General features: G+C 39.8%; 14 protein-coding genes, 6 tRNA genes and 1 rRNA gene. 19 read left to right on the top strand and 2 right to left on the bottom strand.

The annotated features are described in order from the left end of the window. Window positions 1-365 precede the first annotated feature (365 nt). The 3 genes from LKW28_RS14195 to LKW28_RS14185 all read left to right on the top strand — a co-directional run bounded on the left by LKW28_RS14195 (window position 366) and on the right by LKW28_RS14185 (window position 4127). On the top strand, window positions 366-1886 hold the full coding sequence (locus LKW28_RS14195; RefSeq protein WP_420708879.1) for a DEAD/DEAH box helicase: 1521 nt from the start codon (window positions 366-368) through the stop codon (window positions 1884-1886). 311 nt (window positions 1887-2197) lie between these two features. Next, window positions 2198-2677, top strand: a complete 480-nt coding sequence (locus LKW28_RS14190; protein ID WP_229141116.1) for a PH domain-containing protein — start codon at window positions 2198-2200, stop codon at window positions 2675-2677. Next, window positions 2670-4127, top strand: a complete 1458-nt coding sequence (locus LKW28_RS14185; protein WP_229141004.1) for a PH domain-containing protein — start codon at window positions 2670-2672, stop codon at window positions 4125-4127. Before LKW28_RS14190 ends, LKW28_RS14185 begins: the two co-directional genes overlap by 8 nt. Window positions 4128-4166: 39 nt before the next feature. Here the strand turns inward: LKW28_RS14185 and LKW28_RS14180 are convergent, their stop codons facing one another. Next, entirely contained in the window at window positions 4167-4886 is a 720-nt protein-coding gene (locus tag LKW28_RS14180; RefSeq protein WP_229141003.1) for a rhomboid family intramembrane serine protease, read from the bottom strand. A 289-nt stretch (window positions 4887-5175) separates the two neighbouring features. On the opposite strand from LKW28_RS14180, the gene acpS reads away from it, so the two are divergent. The 8 genes from acpS to LKW28_RS14140 all read left to right on the top strand — a co-directional run bounded on the left by acpS (window position 5176) and on the right by LKW28_RS14140 (window position 15047). Next, window positions 5176-5535, top strand: coding sequence for a holo-ACP synthase (acpS, locus tag LKW28_RS14175; RefSeq protein ID WP_229141115.1), 360 nt, complete (start codon window positions 5176-5178; stop codon window positions 5533-5535). A 114-nt stretch (window positions 5536-5649) separates the two neighbouring features. After that, complete coding sequence (locus tag LKW28_RS14170; RefSeq protein WP_229141002.1) at window positions 5650-6666, top strand: LolA family protein; 1017 nt, start codon at window positions 5650-5652, stop codon at window positions 6664-6666. Window positions 6667-6993: 327 nt separating this feature from the next. After that, a complete protein-coding gene (locus LKW28_RS14165; RefSeq protein WP_420708877.1) occupies window positions 6994-9369 on the top strand; it encodes an immune inhibitor A domain-containing protein in 2376 nt (791 codons plus the stop codon). 322 nt (window positions 9370-9691) lie between these two features. Beyond that, window positions 9692-10852, top strand: coding sequence for an alanine racemase (alr, locus tag LKW28_RS14160; protein ID WP_229141000.1), 1161 nt, complete (start codon window positions 9692-9694; stop codon window positions 10850-10852). A gap of 352 nt (window positions 10853-11204) precedes the next feature. After that, window positions 11205-11486 (top strand): CopG family ribbon-helix-helix protein, encoded by a 282-nt coding sequence (locus LKW28_RS14155; RefSeq protein WP_010284645.1) that lies wholly within the window; start codon window positions 11205-11207, stop codon window positions 11484-11486. Window positions 11487-11490: 4 nt separating this feature from the next. Then, window positions 11491-11841: a type II toxin-antitoxin system endoribonuclease NdoA gene (gene ndoA / locus LKW28_RS14150; protein ID WP_010284636.1), complete on the top strand. Its 351-nt coding sequence runs from the start codon at window positions 11491-11493 to the stop codon at window positions 11839-11841. 218 nt (window positions 11842-12059) lie between these two features. Further along, entirely contained in the window at window positions 12060-12815 is a 756-nt protein-coding gene (sigB, locus tag LKW28_RS14145; RefSeq protein ID WP_229140999.1) for an RNA polymerase sigma factor SigB, read from the top strand. An 81-nt stretch (window positions 12816-12896) separates the two neighbouring features. Next, entirely contained in the window at window positions 12897-15047 is a 2151-nt protein-coding gene (locus LKW28_RS14140; RefSeq protein ID WP_229141114.1) for a Tex family protein, read from the top strand. Between the two features lie 19 nt (window positions 15048-15066). Here LKW28_RS14140 and cmpA read toward each other — a convergent pair whose 3' ends face one another. After that, the gene (cmpA, locus tag LKW28_RS14135) at window positions 15067-15180 is read right to left on the bottom strand and encodes a cortex morphogenetic protein CmpA (RefSeq protein WP_087947091.1); all 114 of its coding nucleotides are present in this window, start codon (window positions 15178-15180) and stop codon (window positions 15067-15069) included. Window positions 15181-15329: 149 nt separating this feature from the next. Here cmpA and LKW28_RS14130 point away from each other — a divergent pair, with 149 nt between their 5' ends. The 8 genes from LKW28_RS14130 (at window position 15330) to LKW28_RS14095 (ending at window position 16649) form a co-directional block, all read left to right on the top strand. Beyond that, window positions 15330-15791 carry a SprT family protein gene (locus LKW28_RS14130; RefSeq protein WP_229140998.1) on the top strand — a complete coding sequence of 154 codons (462 nt, stop codon included), beginning with the start codon at window positions 15330-15332 and terminating at the stop codon, window positions 15789-15791. A 201-nt stretch (window positions 15792-15992) separates the two neighbouring features. Continuing rightward, a 5S ribosomal RNA gene (gene rrf / locus LKW28_RS14125) occupies window positions 15993-16108 on the top strand. 10 nt (window positions 16109-16118) lie between these two features. Next, window positions 16119-16194, top strand: a tRNA-Val gene (locus LKW28_RS14120). A gap of 19 nt (window positions 16195-16213) precedes the next feature. Continuing rightward, window positions 16214-16289: transfer RNA gene (locus LKW28_RS14115), tRNA-Thr, on the top strand. 5 nt (window positions 16290-16294) lie between these two features. Beyond that, a tRNA-Lys gene (locus LKW28_RS14110) sits at window positions 16295-16370 on the top strand. 14 nt (window positions 16371-16384) lie between these two features. Continuing rightward, window positions 16385-16465 (top strand) — tRNA-Leu (locus LKW28_RS14105). Window positions 16466-16469: 4 nt separating this feature from the next. After that, window positions 16470-16544: transfer RNA gene (locus LKW28_RS14100), tRNA-Gly, on the top strand. Window positions 16545-16560: 16 nt separating this feature from the next. Then, window positions 16561-16649, top strand: a tRNA-Leu gene (locus LKW28_RS14095).

Genomic DNA, 16649 nt, shown 5'->3' with positions numbered 1-16649 from the left:
TTATTGCATTTCTAACATTGTAGTGGTAAGATTACATCTACAATGTTAAAAAGGGCATAGCTCGTCTAACCCATTGGGTCGCCCTTTTATTAACCTTTTGGACGTGAACCCTGAGGGCATTACTTCCGTTATTTCACGGAAAATGTCCTTTTTTTAAGCAGAATTCGATTCTGGTCTACTATAAATACTAGGCAGATGCCTACCTATGTCAAATAATCATCATGTGTAGGTTTTGCGGTCATGATGCAATCATTGGTATCCAGCATAAAAAAGTATTTTTTCGAGGCGAAAGCCCAGTGTCTATACAAGATTTCCCGTCTAAAAGTCAATTTTGTCATTGTACAAATAAGATTAACAAAAGGAGTATGAAAAAATTGGCAGCATTTAACGAACTAGGGATTAGTCAGGATCTAATGAAATCAATTAGTAAAATGGGGTTTGAAGAAGCAACTCCCATTCAATCACAAACGATTCCATTAGCACTCGAAGGGAATGATGTAATTGGTCAGGCCCAAACAGGAACAGGTAAAACAGCCGCATTTGGAATTCCGCTTATTGAAAATGTCGATGTAAAAAGCGACAACATCCAAGGAATTGTCATTGCACCAACTCGTGAGCTTGCGATTCAAGTATCGGAAGAACTTCATAAAATCGGTCACTTTAACCGCGTCCGTATTTTACCGATCTATGGCGGACAGGACATTTCTCGCCAAATACGTTCACTAAAAAAATACCCACATATTATTGTTGGTACACCAGGTCGTGTAATCGACCACATTAATCGAAAAACACTTAAGCTTCAAAATGTAAAAACAGTGGTACTTGATGAAGCGGATGAAATGTTAAACATGGGCTTTATTGAGGATATTGAATCGATCCTAAAGGGAGTGCCGGAAGAGCGCCAAACATTGCTTTTCTCTGCAACAATGCCAGGACCTATCCAACGCATTGCTGAGCGTTTCATGAAAGACCCTAAAGTAGTAAAAGTAAAAGCAAAAGAAATGACAGTACCAAATATCCAACAATACTACTTAGAGGTACAAGAGAAGAATAAGTTTGATGTATTAACTCGTTTACTAGATATCCAATCACCAGAACTTGCGATTATCTTCGGACGTACAAAACGTCGTGTTGACGAGCTTTCTGAAGCGTTGACTTTAAGAGGCTATGCAGCAGAAGGAATTCATGGTGATCTTACTCAGGCAAAGCGTATATCTGTCTTACGTAAATTTAAAGAAGGATCTATCGAAGTGTTAGTAGCAACCGATGTTGCAGCACGTGGTCTTGATATTTCCGGTGTTACACATGTCTATAACTTTGATATCCCGCAAGATCCTGAAAGCTATGTCCACCGTATTGGACGTACTGGTCGTGCTGGAAAAACTGGTATGGCGATGACTTTCGTAACACCTCGTGAAATTGGTCAACTCAAAAATGTAGAGAATATTACTAAACGTAAAATGGATAAAATGAAGCCACCTACATTAGATGAGGCTTTAGAAGGGCAACAAAAAATCACGATGGAAAAAATCGTGTCTACAATCGAAGCTAATAATTTATCTTACTATACACGAATTGCTGAAGAGCTTTTAGAAGAGCATGATTCAGTTTCTGTTGTTGCGGCTGCAATTAAGTTAATGACGAAAGAGCCAGATGCAACACCGATTAAGCTAACTGAAGAAGCACCTCTTCGCGTGAAGAGAGACAACCGAGACAATAATAACCGTGGCGGACGTGACCGTGGTCGTTATAAAGGTGGAAGCCGTGATCGCGGACGTGGAAACAGCGGGCGTGAAAGATCAGGCGGACGCGAACGTTCAGGCGGAAATCGTTATTCATCAAGTGGCGGTAATCGACGCGGCAACTTCCGTAAAAACGAAGAATAGTAGTAAAAAGCAGTGCGCGAGTTTGTGCACTGCTTTTTTATTTTATTAGCCGGGTTTAAATACCAGCTAATAAAATAAAAAGCCTCCAGCGGATGCCACAGATTTTCAATGGAAACTTTTCGAGCAATAAGATCAAAGACTAAGAACGCCACCTCCTGTGGCAACGTCTTTGTGACCCACATCGTGTGGGCCTAAAAAATCTGGGCGCAAATACGCCAAGGCGCATTTGATTGTTTAATATTTCGAAAAAATCATTTATACTGAGAAGGTTGATATGAAAAATATTCCAACAGGGGAAAGGTTGGTTGGATATGAGAGACATTCCACAAAATCGAATTAGTGAACGTGCCTTAACAGTATGGAAAACATCAGCAATTATCACATCGTTGATTGGCTGGGTCATGACCATTGCCGCTTTAGTACTTACGATCATTTTTGATTGGCCATATTGGATTTTTGCAATTCTTCTTGTCTTATCTATATTCGAATCGATTTTAACAATTATCATCTTGCCAAAGCTCAAATGGAAGCGTTGGAGATATGAAGTACATGAGCATGAAATTGATCTGCAACGTGGTGTTTTAATTGTTAAAAGAACGGTTATTCCAATGAACCGTGTCCAACACGTTGATACACAGCAAGGCCCGTTACTAAGAAAACATCATTTAGCGACTGTTACCATTTCAACAGCAGCAACCGTCCATTCAATACCGGCTCTTGATTTGGAGGAAGCGGACCAATTGCGTGATTCCATTTCAAGATTAGCAAGGGTGGATGAAGATGATGTTTGAACAACGTCGAATGCATCCAGTCGCGGGATTTTTAAGTTTCTTAAAGCAATTAAAGGAACTGCTCCTTCCGTTCATTTTTATTTTTTTTGTAGGACCTGGGGATGACTTCGGGAAGTATTATTTTTTAGGTGCTGCGGCCGTAATCCTGTTAATGTTAGTATTCGGAATCTTACATTGGTATCGCTATACATACCGAATCGAAAATGGAGAGTTGCGTATCGAATATGGTGTGTTTATCCGTAAAAAACGCTTTATCCCAATTGAACGCATTCAAACGATCGATGTTTCGGCGGGCATTATTCAACGGATTTTTGGATTGGTAAAGCTACAGGTAGAAACAGCTGGTGGGGGTATGCAGGCGGAGGCTGTGCTGACTGCCATCAAAGAAGAGGAAGCTAATCAATTACGTGAATTATTATCACGATCAAAAAACCATCAGGTAGAAGAAACTGAAACACTGCATACAAGGGTTACCTATCAAATTACATCAAAGGAGCTGCTGGTTCTCGCCTCCACGTCTGGTGGAATCGGAATTGTCATCTCTGGTGTACTGGCATTCCTGAGTCAATTTGCAGAATACTTACCATTTGAAAAATTATATAATACAATCGAAAAATATGTCAGTCTATCGATATTATTCTATATTATCGTATTAGTCGCTTTGTTTTTATTGATCGCGTGGTTTGTTGGTATTTTAATCATGACATTACGCTATGCCAATTTTACAGTTGTAAAACGTGATGATGAGCTATTTATTTCAAGGGGCTTAATTGAAAAAAAACAGACAACCATTCCGTTAACACGGATTCAGGCAATTCGCATTGGCGAAAATTTAATCAGACAGCCGTTAGGGTATGCAACAGTTTATATTGAAAGTGCAGGTGGTTCGCTGGATAAGGGGGAAGACTTTTCAACAGTGCTTTTTCCTTTAGTTAAAAAAGCAGCGATTAATGATTTATTAGGGCATTTTGTTCCGGATTATCAGATGCAAGAGGTTGAAAACTACGTACCATCAAAGGCAAAGTGGAGATATATGGTGAGGGGAATGCTGCCATTTCTAATATTCGTTCCAGCCATTGTTACACTGTCCTATGTTTTCAGTTCATGGGGTTACCTTGCTCTAGTCCTACTGCCAATTGGGGCATTATTTGGTCATAGCCGCTATAAAGTTGCAGGCTGGAAGATGGAAGACAATCAGCTAACCCTTCAGTTTCGCTTTTTTAGTAAAATAACCGTTCTTCATCATAAAAAAAGAATTCAATCCTTAGACAAAAAACAATCGTTTTTACAAAAGAAAAAAGAGCTTGGTTCAGTTAAAACCTTTATTAAATCGACCATAGCAGGCAAGGGGTTTGAAGTTAAGGATTTACATGAATCGGATTGCTGGATCATTTGGGAATGGTATACAAATCGCAGCAAGAAAATCACAGAAGATATTACGGTCGAATAAGAAGAGGAGCTAAAGATCACTTTAGCTCCTTGATTGTTGTTAAAGAAAAATTCCGAGAATCACTAAAATAATAATAATCAGCCAAAAGATATGCTTTAATTGAAACTGTCTTGGAATCCTCATTCGTGGTCGATAGGAGGAATCACCTGCCATGATGATTTGTGACCCGCTGGAGGTTTTCGGTAAAAAAAGTGGTGCAACAATTGCCCCAGCTAGAAAACCAAAGATATGGGCGATAATATTTACATTTGAATTGATAAAAGTCATGACTAAACCAATTACTAGAATAGTGATAATTAGTTGGGAGTTCATTTGGCTGATTAAGTCCTTACGGAACACAACCATATATAAGTAAATCCCAAACAATCCAAAAATTGCACCAGATGAACCGACATGGGCAAATTCCAATGGCTCAATGTAGAAGGTTGCCAGATTTGCAGCAATCCCGGTTAACAGATAAGCAATGACAAACTTGACTTTACCCAACATGCTTTCTAAAGCAGGCCCAAACAGGACAAGTGAGAATGAATTAAACAGCATATGCCCAAACCCACTATGTACAAATATTGGTGTTATAAGCCTCCAATATTCCCCCTCGGAAATCAAAAAGTTAAACCCGATCATTTGCTGCAATAGTGTCGTTCCGAATGGAAGCGACAAAAAGACCAATAGCCATAGAAAGATATGAATCGCAATAATAATTGATATAATAGGATATAATCGTAAAAATTGACGAAAACTTTCAGTCCGTATAAACATATTAATTTTATTCTCCTTTTAACTTTATTCATAATTTATCCCTGATTATTAGTGAAAAAATGCAACAAGAGTAATAATTCAGTGAGGTGGTCAGCCCCGACTGAATAAAGTTAAAGCCTCCGGCGGATGCCACGATTTTTCAAAGGAAATTTTTCGAGCTTGCTCGAAAAAAATCGAGCGCAAATACGCCAAGTCATATTTGATGGTTCTTTTTATCGTACTATATTCTTAGAAGAGTTTGTACCATCTTATGATTGAAAGATTGTATATAGAAGAAAGGATTTTTGAAATGATCATTGGTACAGGTATAGATATTGTAGAGCTTGAACGAATTAATAAAGTTTTACAGAGACAGAAAAAATTTGTGGATCGTATTTTAACAAATCGAGAAAAAGAAAAATTTCTTCGTTTATCAGAGTCACGTCAAATTGAGTTTCTTGCGGGGCGATTCGCTGTAAAGGAAGCATACTCAAAGGCTGTTGGGACAGGGATTGGCGGGAATTTAAGCTTTTTAGATATTGAGGCTTTATCAGATGAAAATGGGAAGCCAGTCCTTACCAAGCCCCTGAACCATAAGGCTCATTTATCCATTACTCACAGTAAAGAGTATGCCGTTGCACAAGTAATTCTTGAAAGCTTGTCAAGCTAGTCTGCATATTACTCAACCTTGCCTCATATATTTTATTGTGGTAGGTGAGACAAGGTGTATCAATCACTTTGTTTCAACCAATAGGCGATAAGAGGCAAAGGGGTTGAAGAAGGAATGAAGAAGAAAGTATTTTTGTTGTTATTAGGGCTGCTCATTGCCCTTGTGCTCGCGGCTTGTGGGGAAAAGTCACAGGAAGATGTGGTTAGCGCACTAGATGCAAAGGTGCAAAAAATGACAGGCTATAAAGCAGATGCAAAGATGACGCTTCAAACTGGTAATGATCCACAGGTGTACGAAGTGGAAATTTGGCATAAGGATCCAACTTTCTATCGTGTTAACCTAAAAAATGCAGAAAAAGATCAAAGCCAAATGATTTTACGTAACGAAGAGGGCGTGTTTGTTTTAACACCTGCACTTAATAAGAGTTTCCGTTTCCAAAGCGATTGGCCGGAAAATAGCAGCCAAGCCTATTTATTTGAATCCTTAGTGCATGATGTGAAGGAAGACCCAGAAGCGAAATTTACTGCTACAAAGAATCAATATATTTTTGAAACAAAAACAAACTACAAAAATAATAATATGCTACCCAAGCAAGAAATCACTTTCAGCAAGAAGGACTTATCCCCTGTATCTGTAAAGGTAATGGACCCAGATCGTAAAGTATTGTTGCTTGTGGAATTCACAAAGGTAGAATTTGATGCGAGCTTTGATAAATCCGCATTTGATGTAGACAAGAATATGTCTTCTGCTACATTAAATGAAATCCCAGTTATGGGAGAGGTTGATAAGCAGCCGCTTGAAGTTCTTTATCCATCAGAGGATGCACTTGCTGGTGTTGAACTACAAGAAGAAAAGAAAATCGAAACTGAAAATGGAACACGTGTGATCATGACATTTGGAGGGGAGAAGACCTTTACAATGATCCAAGAAAGAGCACGTGTTGCAGAGGTCGCTACAACAATTTCACTAAGCGGTGAACCTGTTGACCTTGGATTCACAGTAGGAACACTAACAGACAAAGCGATTTCATGGACGTACAATGGTGCGGAGTTCATGATTGCTTCTGATGAGTTATCACAAGAGGAATTAATATCTGTGGCACGTACAGTACAAGAGAAATCCGTGAAATAAATATTTGAACACAGGTCAGAATGATCGGACTTACAGGATGTTCCGCAAAAAAAGGCGCGCTTGCGCCTTTTTTTTTGTTCAAAATCTCGACAGATTCTTTAACTATTTATTTCATAAACCGAAGGATGTTGTCGGATGTAGTTGTGAGAAAGTAGAATTTAACGAACGAAAAATGTTCTAGATATTGAATTTCAACAAATTTTGGAGAAATTTTTTGGTACATTATTTAAGCCAGCTTGTCTAAATAAGTTGAAAGGAGATGGAATACAGGGGAATTATCAGACAAAAACCACGGTGAAAAGAAGAATGATTAGGAGGGGTATGAAATTGAAGAAACGAAAGATTTATTCCACAGCACTTGCTTTATCATTAAGCGTTGGACTATTAGCAGGTCCAGCCATTTCATCAAACGCTAACACATCAGATGTATCCTCAAAACTAGCTTCACAAGGTTCACCCGTCGATTTAGGAATCGCAAACGACGAAAAACTCATTGAAATGCTCAAGAAAAACGGAAAAATCGCAAAAAATGCTTCCCCCGCAGAAGCTGATAAGGTGTTGAAAAAATACCTGCAAGCAAAAGCAGCAAACTCTGGCAAAACAAAGGACAAGCTGCCAAAAGGGCTTGATGCAAATCTAAAATCTGCAAATAAAGTAAATGACAACGGTTTAAAAAATGGAAAAGGGAACAAGCTTGGACAAGCTAAGAAAAATACAGTGGATCCAGTCAAAGAAGAGGGCTATGACGGCGACGTGCGTCATGATAAGGTTCTAGTTCTCGCAATTGACTTCCCTGACTATGAAAAAAGCTCGATTACAAAAGAAGAAACGGATATGTGGTATGAAGATTATACCCATGATCATTTCCAAGACATGATTTTTGGTAAAAACGGATATAAAGGGCCAAACGGAGAAAATTTAGTATCCATGAAACAATACTATGAACAACAATCAGGTGGAAGTTATACAGTTGATGGAACTGTAGCGGGTTGGTATACGGCGGACCATCCAGCTGCTTATTATGGAGGAAATTATCCTACTCCAGATGGCAGTGATGCTCGTCCGCGCGAGTTAGTATATGAAGCACTAACAAAGGCTGGACAAGATCCAAATGTAGACTTAAGTGAATACGATGTTTGGGATCGAGATGATTATGATGAAGATGGTGTATACAATGAGCCGGATGGAATCATTGACCATCTTATGGTTATCCATGCAGGCGTAGGTGAAGAAGCAGGTGGTGGATCACTTGGTGGAGATGCGATTTGGTCACACCGTTGGAATCTCGGTCAATTAACCGCAGTTCCAGGTGGGAAGTCTAACAGTGATCGTTTTGGCGGACTATTAGGTGCTTACGATTACACAATTGAGCCTGAGGATGGAGCAGCAGGTGTGTTTGCACATGAATTTGGTCATGACTTAGGTCTTCCGGATGAGTATGATACTCAGTATACTGGTTCCGGTGAGGCTGTTGCTTACTGGTCTGTAATGGCAAGTGGAAGCTGGGCTGGAGATATTCCAGGAACAGAACCACCAGGAATGAGTGCATATGCTAAGGAACAGCTTCAAGCATGGCATGGTGGGAACTGGTTAAGTGGAACGACTCTACATTCCGATGATATTACAAAACAGGGTACTGAAGTACTTCTTGATGAGGCGGTCACAAAAGGTACAAACAATGATGCGGTACGTATTGATTTGCCCGATAAGCTAAATGTATTAAATACTCCTGCTGAAGGCTCTTATGAGTACTATGGTGGGAAAGGTGATGAAGCAGACCATAAAATGTTTGCTACAATTGATTTAACAGGAAAGACAAATGCATCTCTTGACTTCGATGCATGGTATAATATCGAACAGGATTGGGATTATGCAATGGTTCAAGTATCAACTGATAGTGGTGAAACTTGGACATCACTTTCAAGCGACAGAACATCAGATACTCTTGACCCAGACGGCTATCCAGCAATTAAAGAAAACCTGCCTGGATACACCGGTTCGAGTGATGGCTGGGTTCATGAAACGATTGACTTAAGTGCATACAAGGGTCAGGAAATTCAACTTCAATTCCGTTCAATGACAGACTGGGCGACAAACCTAGATGGCTTCTTTGCAGATAATGTAAAGGTAACAGCAGACGGAAATGAAGTGTTCTCTGATGGAGCTGAAGATGACCCATTGTTTACACTAGACGGTTTTGAAAAACATGATGGTAAATATACAACAAACCACTACTATTTATTAGAGTGGAGATCTCATAATGGTGTCGATGAAGGCTTAAAGAACATCCGTCGTGGTGCAAGCTTAATGTCCTTTGATCCAGGCTTAGTGGTCTGGTATGTCGATGAAAGCTACGACAACAACTGGACTGGAATGCACCCAGGAGACGGATTCCTCGGTGTAGTCGATGCTGACCAGCATACACTGTACTGGAGCGATAAGGCTGTTGCATCGTCTCGTTATCAAATCCATGATGCAGCATTTAGCTTAGATAAATCAGAGAAAATGTTCTTAAACTACCCGGGTCAATTTACAATGAAAGATAATTTCACACAACGCACACCATTATTTGATGACAGTACAGATTACACAAATGCGGGACATGTGGATGCGGGACGTAATATTCCTAAATACGGCCTAAAGTTCCGGGTTGTTGGACAAAGTGCTGATGGAACTGTAGGTAAGGTATTGATTTTTAAATAATCAATTTGTAAGACCCCTTTGACCACCCAAAGGGGTCTTTGTTGTACATTCAATTTTTCTTCAACATATTTTCTTTTTTCCGTCATATGTTAAGATGGGTATAATAAAAAAACTCCATTGACAAGGACACAATGAAAATAAATAATCGAATTAATATAAAATAGTCGGGTTTAAACCCAACTATTTTATATTAATGCCTCCGGCGGATGCCACAGATTTTAAAAGGTAATTTTTCGAGCTCTGGCTCGAAAAAATCTGGGCGCAAATACGCTATGGCGCATTTGAATTGATAGTAGCAATTAATCTAAGAAGGTGTATACTCATGGATTCTACCCATTTTTATCGCGATACGTGGGTTGAAGTTGATTTGGATTGCATTTTTGAAAACGTAAAAAATATGAAAAGCTTTTTACCAGAACAAGTAGATATTATGGCAGTCGTGAAGGCAAATGCATATGGTCATGGGGACGCTGAGGTAGCAAAAACAGCACTTGAAGCGGGTGCAACCTATCTTGCTGTTGCTTTTATCGACGAAGGTATTTCCTTGCGTCATGGAGGAATTGATGCACCAATACTCGTTCTTGGGGCCTCACGTCCAACTGATGTCATGATTGCAGCAGAACACGATCTATCGCTCACCATCTACAGTCAAGAATGGCTAGAAGAGGTAATTAAAAACTATCATGGCAGTGCCCCTCTATCCCTTCACTTAAAGCTTGATACAGGGATGGGACGTCTTGGTGTAAGAGAAAAAGATGAAATACAAGCAGTCCTTCAGACAATTGAGCAACATCCACAAGTTAAACTTGAAGGAGTTTTCACTCATTTTGCAACAGCGGATGAAACGGATACCTCCTATTTTGTCCAGCAGTATCAGAAATTCACGCAAATGCTTGAGTGGATACCGAACAAACCGAAAATGATCCATTGCGGAAATAGTGCAACTGGTTACCGTTTTCCAGAGAAAGTATTTAATGTAGTAAGACTTGGCATCGGAATGTATGGGATGACCCCTTCTCTAGAAATTGAAGACCAGCTCCCATACGGACTTCAACAAGCATTTTCTTTCCATAGCAAACTCGTCCATGTGAAACAAATTGCAAAAGGCGAAAAGGTAAGCTATGGGGCAACTTTTACAGCTGATGAAGATATGTGGGTTGGAACAGTTCCGGTCGGTTATGCGGATGGGTGGGTACGAAAATTACAAAATACTCATGTCTTAGTTGAGGGTGAACTCTGTCAAATCATTGGCCGTATTTGTATGGACCAATTTATGGTCCGACTTCCAAAGAAAATTCCGGTTGGAAATAAAGTCACTTTAATTGGAAGGCAAAACGATAAATTCATTAGTGTTGATGACGTTGCAAAGACCCTTGAAACAATCAATTACGAGATCACTTGTACAATAAGTTTTCGCGTTCCGCGTATTTTTTTAAGAAATAAGAGAATAATTGAAGTGAGAAATCCGTTATTAAGACATTAACTTTATTCAGCAGAGTCACCTGCCGAATAAAGTTAAAGCCTCCGGCGGATGCCACAGATTTTCAAAGGAAGTTTTTCGAGCTTGCTCGAAAAAATCTGGGCGCAAATACGCCGAGGCGTATTTGATTAGTAGGTAAATTAGTACATTGGTTGTACGAATTTGGTACATTCTTTTTTTTATGCATGTAATGGAATGTAGATTTTGGTAACATTGTAAAACATGTGCATAAAAACCATTTCTAAATGCCGATAATAAGTAAGAATTATTGGATTAAGCTTTGCATCCAATCACAATAATGGTATTATTAAGATTGGAATAGAATATGGTGGCAAGTTGGTGGAGGTGTATGTTTGTGTCTGAATCCAGCGCAACAACAGAAATTCTAGTACGATTACCACAAAACCTAATAAGTGAGTTGGATGGCCTAGTGAAACAAGAAAACGGTAACCGAAATGAACTTATTTATCAGGCGACAAAAATGTATCTGCGTGAAAGAAAGAAGCGTCAGATTACAGAATCAATGAGACGCGGTTACATGGAAATGGCGAAAATTAACCTTACTATTGCATCGGAGGCTTTTTTGGCTGAATCAGAGGCTGACCACACCGTAGAACGCTTAGTTAGCGGGGGGTAATCATTTGATTGTAAAACGTGGCGACGTTTATTTTGCAGACCTCTCCCCAGTTGTTGGCTCAGAGCAAGGAGGCGTTCGTCCTGTTCTTGTCATTCAAAACGATATCGGGAATCGGTTTAGTCCCACGGTCATTGTCGCAGCTATAACTGCCCAAATTCAAAAAGCAAAGCTTCCGACACATGTTGAAATTGATGCGGAGCGTTATGGATTTGAGCGCGATTCAGTTATCCTGTTAGAACAAATCCGTACAATCGATAAGCAGCGTCTAACCGATAAGATAACACATCTCGATGAAGAGATGATGGACAGAGTGGATGATGCCTTACAAATTAGTTTAGGACTCATCGATTTTTAATTCATTATTTATATTTGATACGTCTTTGAGAAGTTACCCCGTGGTAGCTTCTTTTATTTTGTAACCATTTAGACGTATGTTATATTACAAAACCATTTTACTTGTGTAACAAATATCCGAATGTGAAGGGGATCAAAGCTTTTCTATCGAAGTACATAAGAAGGGATTATTATCCTGAACAACCTTTCGTGACAAAATAAAAAGAGAGCGGTGGAAAAATGAGAAAGCAATCTACAAATCCGAAACATGAGGAAGTAGAAAGGCTGGTACAGAACTTCCAAAAAACTGGCTCAAAACAAACGGAAAGGGAAATCGTTGAGAGGTATGAAAAAATAATCCAGTCAATTGCCTGGAAGTACTCTAGAGGGAGAGCATTTCACGAGGATATCGTACAAGTTGGAAGAATCGGACTTTTAGGTGCGATTCGAAGATTTGACGAAACACTTGGAAAGAGCTTTCATACATTCGCAATTCCAACTATCATTGGTGAAATCAAACATTTTTTACGTGATAAAACGTGGAGTGTACATGTACCTAGAAGAGCTAAGGAGCTTGGAACAAAGATCATGAAGGCTGAAGAAGAGCTTACAACCATTTTGCAAAGAAAGCCAGAGGTACATGAAATCGCAAATCATCTTCATGTAGATGTGAAGGAAGTTTTAGAAGCAATGGAACTTGGACAAGCTTATCGTACACAGTCAATCGATATGCCGATAGATCCGGATTCAGAAGGAAGAACGATCATGGAATCCGTAGGTAAAAAGGAAAAAGGCTACGAAAAAGCGCTAAAAAAACTAGATGTAAAGAATGCCCTTCATGTACTGACCACATCTGAAAGAAGAATTCTTTACTATACTTATATAAAAGAGAAAAGCCAACGAGAAACTGGAAAAATCGTCGGCGTTTCACAGATGCATGTTTCCCGCATCCAGCGAAATGCGATTAAAAAGCTTCGACAAGCCGTACTTGGATGAAGTAATTTTGGTAAAATAGATAAGGGTTAGAAGTGAAAGTAGGAGGAAACAGTTTTGACACAGACATTGCAAACAAATGACATGATGGTGAAAACCATCGCCAAAGAAATCGGAATAACTACTAAGCAAGTGAACAGTGTAATCAACCTCTTAGACGAAGGAAATACGGTCCCATTTATTGCGCGTTACCGTAAGGAAATGACAGGGTCTTTAGACGAAGTGCAAATAAAGGATGTTCAGGAAAAATGGACTTATTTGCAAAACCTTGAGTCGCGTAAAGAAGAGGTCATCCGTCTCATTTCCGAACAAGGAAAGCTGACTGATGAACTTCAAGCAGACATCATGAAGTCATCCAAGCTTCAGCAAATCGAGGATCTATATAGACCATACAAACAAAAGCGACGTACAAAAGCGACCGTTGCAAAGGAAAAAGGGCTCGAGCCATTGGCGGAATGGTTATATACATTCCCGATGAATGTGGATGTTGGCCAATATGCAATACAATTCATTTCAGAGGAAAAGGAAGTTCTGAGTGCGGAAGATGCGATTCTTGGTGCAAAGGACATTATCGCCGAATGGATTTCAGATGATGCTGCTTTTCGTCAATGGATTCGTAACGAAACCTTCAAACTAGGAACAATTGAAACAGCCGTAAAAGACGAAGAAAAAGACGAAAAGAATGTCTACGAAATGTACTATGAATACAAGGAGCCGATTCACAAGGTCGTTCCACACCGCGTCCTGGCTATGAACCGCGGGGAAAAAGAGGAGATCCTTCGAGTGTCAATTGAACCGCCTCTAGACCGAATTTTGACCTTTTTAAATCGAAAAATTGTCAAAAAAGAAAATTCGCCGGTAACCCCTTATATCATTGAAACAATTGAAGATGGTTATAAACGACTCATTCAGCCTTCAATTGAAAGGGAAATTCGTAAAGAGCTGACAGAGAAAGCGGAAGATAGAGCGATTCATATTTTTTCGGAAAATCTTCGGAATTTACTTTTACAGCCGCCACTTAAAGGGAAAATTGTTCTGGGAGTGGACCCGGCTTACCGAACTGGTTGTAAGCTTGCGGTAGTCGACGAAACAGGAAAGGTCCTAAATATAGGTGTAATTTACCCGCATCCACCGGTGAATAAAAAGGATGAAGCGGTTAAGAAGATCAAATCCGTTTTACAAGAATATAAGGTTGAAATGGTGGCAATCGGTAATGGAACGGCTTCAAGAGAGACTGAGCAATTTGTTGCAGATATTCTGAAAGAAGTAAATCAAGAAATCTTCTATATTATTGTCAATGAAGCGGGAGCAAGTGTATACTCAGCTTCTGATATTGCACGTGAAGAATTCCCTGATTTCCAAGTAGAAGAAAGAAGTGCTGTTTCGATTGCTAGAAGACTCCAGGATCCTCTTGCTGAACTTGTGAAAATTGATCCGAAGTCAGTAGGGGTTGGTCAATACCAGCATGACGTATCCCAGAAAAAGCTAAATGAACAGCTTACCTTTGTCGTTGAAACAGTCGTGAACAAGGTTGGTGTGAATGTGAATACAGCATCCCCATCCTTGCTGCAATATGTAGCTGGCCTTTCAAAGACAGTTGCTAATAATATTGTAAAAAAACGTGAGGAGCAAGGGAAATTCCAGGATAGAAGTGAATTGAAGGACATCCCGCGTCTAGGCGCAAAAACATACGAGCAGTGTATCGGTTTCCTCCGTGTCATTGATGGAGACGAGCCATTGGACCGTACAGGGATTCACCCAGAAAACTATAAAGAGGTTAAAAAGCTACTCGCAAAATTTAGTCTAACAAGTAGTGATCTAGGAACAGAAAGATTAAAAGAAGCTATGTCTTCCATTGTCCCAGAAGAGGTAGCTGCTGAATTAGGGATTGGTGAAATCACCATTCACGATATTACAGAAGCTTTAGTCAGCCCAGAACGTGACCCTCGTGATGAACTAGCAAAACCAATCCTTAAAAAGGATATCCTTAAACTTGAAGATCTTGCAAAAGGAATGGAACTTGAAGGGACTGTCCGAAACGTTGTAGACTTCGGAGCATTTGTTGATATCGGAGTTAAGCAGGATGGCTTAGTCCATATCTCTAAACTGAGTAAAAACTTTGTCAAACACCCACTTGACGTTGTTTCAGTCGGCGACGTTGTGACCGTCTGGATCGATGATGTCGATGTGAAAAAGGGCAGAGTTGCATTAACAATGCTGCCGCCACAAAATTAAGAATGTAAAAACACTGCTTTTATGAGCAGTGTTTTTTTCTATAAAAATACCAGCATTGATTCAATAATTTAATTTGGTATCGATTTTTTTCATAATAGGCACGTTTCATTTGATTTTGAAGCCAAGTAGGCATAACCTAAACCTCCTCTATCAACTTTTATCCTCAGGAAAATCAAAAAAATGATACTATAATGATAAAGCTACCAAACTATACGTTTGAGTATATATAGTCTATGCAAACACAGTACGTCCTGTTCGAAAAGGATGGAAAGGAAGAAAAAAATGGAACAATTTGAGCTGCAAAAAATTGTCGAGGAAGTTTCCCTTAAGTTCTTTGGAAAACCATTTCTCCATCAAGCATCCTTCAATAATCGATTGCAAACAACCGGTGGAAGGTACTTGCTGAAATCTCACAATATCGAATTAAACCCTAAATATTATCAGGAACGTGGAATTGATGAGTTAGTGGGCATCATCAAACATGAACTTTGTCATTATCATTTGCACATTGAAGGGAAGGGCTACCAGCATCGAGACCGTGACTTTCGGAATCTCTTGAAAGAAGTAGACGCTCCACGATTTTGTAAACCATTAGAATCCATTAAAAGAAGAAAAACATCAAAACAATATTTGTATACGTGTAAAAGCTGTGGGTTAGGTTATGTTAGAAAAAGAAAGATTGATACAGATCGGTATGTATGTGGTAAATGCGCGGGAAAATTAGTAGAAGTAAAAAAATATTGACTCTTGTTCATTCGTGTGATAAATTATAAAAGTCGCCGCGAAAAACGGACAGACACAAAACATATAATTACAGATGCTCTTGACAACAAGAAACTCTGTTTTTATAATAAATAATGTCGTTACNTATCTAGTTTTGAGGGAATGAAAATTTTTATTGAAATTTCTTCAAAAGATAGTATAATATATCTTGTCTTTACCTTATCTAGTGACGATGGCGAGAAGGTCACACCCGTTCCCATACCGAACACGGAAGTTAAGCTTCTCAGCGCCGATGGTAGTTGGGACTTTGTCCCTGTGAGAGTAGGACGTCGCTAGGTTGGAGAAGACGGAGGATTAGCTCAGCTGGGAGAGCACCTGCCTTACAAGCAGGGGGTCGGCGGTTCGATCCCGTCATCCTCCACCATAAGTATTAACTTTAATTTGCCGGTGTAGCTCAGTTGGTAGAGCAACTGACTTGTAATCAGTAGGTCGTGGGTTCGACTCCTATCGCCGGCACCACTTAAGAGCCATTAGCTCAGTTGGTAGAGCATCTGACTTTTAATCAGAGGGTCGAAGGTTCGAGTCCTTCATGGCTCACCATTTAAATTAAATATGCGGGTGTGGCGGAATTGGCAGACGCGCTAGACTTAGGATCTAGTGTCTTTGACGTGGGGGTTCGAGTCCCTTCACCCGCATTATGCGGAAGTAGTTCAGTGGTAGAACACCACCTTGCCAAGGTGGGGGTCGCGGGTTCGAATCCCGTCTTCCGCTCCAGAAGTAATTTTAAAGTGCCGGGGTGGCGGAACTGGCAGACGCACAGGACTTAAAATCCTGCGGTAGGTGACTACCGTACCGGTTCGATTCCGGTTCTCGGCACCA

Origin of the sequence: Bacillus sp. REN16 (assembly GCF_020731355.1) — a bacterium.
GTDB lineage: Bacteria > Bacillota > Bacilli > Bacillales > Bacillaceae_L > Ferdinandcohnia.
The sequence above is the reverse complement of the archived record's forward strand: the minus strand, read 5'-3'. Positions and strand labels throughout refer to the sequence as shown.